The sequence below is a fragment of the Erythrobacter sp. GH1-10 genome (genome assembly GCF_045363165.1).
In the GTDB taxonomy this organism is placed as follows: domain Bacteria; phylum Pseudomonadota; class Alphaproteobacteria; order Sphingomonadales; family Sphingomonadaceae; genus Erythrobacter.
This window is the reverse complement of the sequence record NZ_JBJFLP010000003.1, coordinates 1-2,607: the sequence shown is the minus strand read 5'-3', so window position 1 is coordinate 2,607 and position 2,607 is coordinate 1. Positions and strand designations below refer to the sequence as shown.

Below are 2,607 nucleotides of genomic sequence, written 5' to 3'. Positions count from 1 at the left end.
GCGGAATACGGCTTTCGAAGACTACCTGCGGCTGCGCCGGAACTGGTGTTGGTCGAATAGGAATGGGCAATGCGATTGGAGGCGCTGGCGTAGGGGGAAGAGCGATCGGCTGCGCGATCGGGGCGGCTCGCTCCACTGGATCAAGCTCAGCGCGCTCGGGCGCTGGTTGACGCTCGACCGGCAAATTTTCTGCAAACCTCTCCGGAACACGCAGCGGTTCAGGAGAGGATATCTGCCGCTGACCACGATCGACCGGTTGGAGGACCGATGGCACCTCGGGCGCCTCGCGCGACGCGCTCAGGGCATTGAAGAGTGCCATCCCGCCGATCAGAAGCAGCGCGAGGAAGGCATAGAGACCCCAATTGCTCGCCGCGCCGGTCGCTACAATGGGGCGGACGTCTTTGTCTTCAGCCGCCCGCTGCGGATCGATGGCGATTGCATCACTCATAAGTCGCTGTCAGGCTCCTTGTTGCGCCGCGCCGTGGCCTTTTCCTTGTCGATCCGAAAAACCAGTTGCTGATGCACGCGGTCGATAACGAACAACCCGTCGCGCATGTAGCCATCGACCACTTCCTCATCATCGCTCGGTCCGATGGCGAAGACGGCAGGCAGCGCCTGATCGGGCGAATATTCGATCACGGTCTTCTCGCCATTATCGCGCACCGAAAGTGGGCGCACTGACCTGTCGCCGCGCAGGCGATAGGTCCAATCGAGATTTTCGAGGATGACTGAGCGCTGCTCGGCCACTGTTTCGGGCTGTACATCATGATCGATCCTGACGAGATAGGCCGCTTGCAGGCCCTGACCGATTTCGAGCCGGAAATCGTATTTCCGGTAATCGGTCTCGACCGTGAGGCTTGCTGTGACTGCACCAGGCTGCGGCGTTACCTGGAAGCTGTCAGCCTCCGCGGATACCGCAACATCCCACGCACGACTGCCACCAACCGCGATTCGCCGGATCGTTTCGCCTGGCTCCAGCATGGTGGTGAGCGTCGTCCCTGGCAGCGCCGTCAGGACGATCGGCTCACCAGAACGCCACTCGACCGTCTGCGAGCGCGGGGTCTCAGGACCCGGCACCGGGAAAACCTGAGCAGCCAGCGACTGAGGCACTGCAAGTAGAATGAGGGAGAGAGCGAAGATCCTCATGGTGCAGGCTCCCCAGATTTCGCCTGCTGAACCCCGTTCGCAATGCCCTCCTCTGGAAGGGTCTCAGCATCACGGCGATAGCTCTTGACCTGGAAGCCGAGCGGATTGATGTAACGGTCGGCTTCAGACATTTCAGCCGCGCTGAACTCGTAGCTGACGATCGCCACCCAGTGTTGCGCCGGTTGCGGCGCCGCACCGGGGTCGATCCTGGAAGTGGTGAACCGAACCATCGAACGTCCTTCGCCAAGGTTTGAGACGCTTTTTACCTTGGTCTTGATCTGGGCGCTCGATGGCAAGTAAGCGAGCGGGCTCAGCGGATTGTTGGCCACCATCTCGCGCTGGTAGCGCGCACGCACATCGTTCGCCGACCATAGCGAAACCTTGCGATAATCGTCCTGCAGCGCGTCTTGCGTAAAGCTCTCGCGCGCGATGACGTACTGAACAAGGAACGAGCGCGTCAGCGCGGCATCCGGCTCGATCACCTGCGTATCAAGCGGCGCGAGCGCTTCGACATTGCCAGTCTGCCGATCGACCAGCAGAGTGTAGGGTTCGACGGTCTTGAGTGGAATCAAGAATACAAGCGCCAGCGCCTCGATCAGCGCGACGAGCGCAGCGATGATCGCGACCATCCATGCACGCTTATTCGAGCGTTCCAGATCCTCGGTCACGCTAGTCGCCCAGCTCTCGGCGACGGGAAGGTCGGACAGATCGTAGTTCGGTTCAGCGGTCATTGGTCTTGTCCCGCCGCACTGCGGCTCGCGAAGGTCGGGTCGAGGGGCGTCGGTACGAACTGCCGAGACGCGGTGCGGTGTATTGCGCGGTGGTGAGCATACCGACCGATTGGTCGTCTCTTGCCGTTGTGCGCACGAAACGCTCGCTTGAAAGGTTCCGTTCGCGGTTGATTGTGTTCTCTACCGTGGTGCTGATTCGCTCAGCGCGCAGGATTTGCGGCTGCGACGACTGCGCCGTGCTGGCGTAGGCTACGCGCGGCTCACTTGCGCTTGCAATCGGGGCCGGGAAGCTGGGCAGCGACTGCCATCCGCGATGGAACACGACCTTGGCGAGAAGCCACAGCATGGCCAGCTGAACTATGGCAAAGGCCAGCATGATCGCAAAGAGTTCGGTGGGCGCGGAAGGTGTTGCATAGCCAAGGCTGCGCACTTGCAGCGCATCGGTCAGCCACGGCTCGATAATCGCCAATTCGACGCCGAGCAGGACGGTCACTCCGATCGAACCCGCGAATGTGAACATTAGCCCTTTCAGCCAGCCAGCGAAAATACCGCGCGACTGCGCAAAGAACCATAGCGCCGCGACTACCGGCGCGAGCGCGAGCAGCGTTCCCGCGGCAACTCGCAGCAAGGCCAACGGTCCGATCACGCCAGCCAGGAACAGAAGCCGCCCCGAGCCTAGCGCCGCATCGTCCTGCATTGCCGTACCCGCAAAGGTCGAGCCTTCCCCTTC

Annotated in this window: 2 protein-coding genes and 2 pseudogenes; all 4 read right to left on the bottom strand. The window is 61.7% G+C overall.

The window, feature by feature from the left end; translation table 11 throughout:
* Positions 1–448, bottom strand: a pseudogene (locus ACI5KX_RS14920) (hypothetical protein); the annotation flags it as partial.
* Complete coding sequence (locus ACI5KX_RS14915) at positions 445–1,077, bottom strand: TrbG/VirB9 family P-type conjugative transfer protein (protein WP_406811546.1); 633 nt, start codon at positions 1,075–1,077, stop codon at positions 445–447. The pseudogene ACI5KX_RS14920 and the gene ACI5KX_RS14915, both read right to left, overlap by 4 nt.
* A 65-nt stretch (positions 1,078–1,142) precedes the next feature.
* A complete protein-coding gene (locus tag ACI5KX_RS14910; RefSeq protein ID WP_406811545.1) occupies positions 1,143–1,877 on the bottom strand; it encodes a virB8 family protein in 735 nt (244 codons plus the stop codon).
* A pseudogene (locus ACI5KX_RS14905) lies at positions 1,867–2,607 on the bottom strand (hypothetical protein); the annotation flags it as partial. The gene ACI5KX_RS14910 and the pseudogene ACI5KX_RS14905, both read right to left, overlap by 11 nt.

What these genes read in the sequence shown, in the direction of transcription:
- ACI5KX_RS14910 (WP_406811545.1), bottom strand. Translation starts at nt 1,877, where the DNA reads ATGACCGCTGAACCGAACTACGATCTGTCCGACCTTCCCGTCGCCGAG.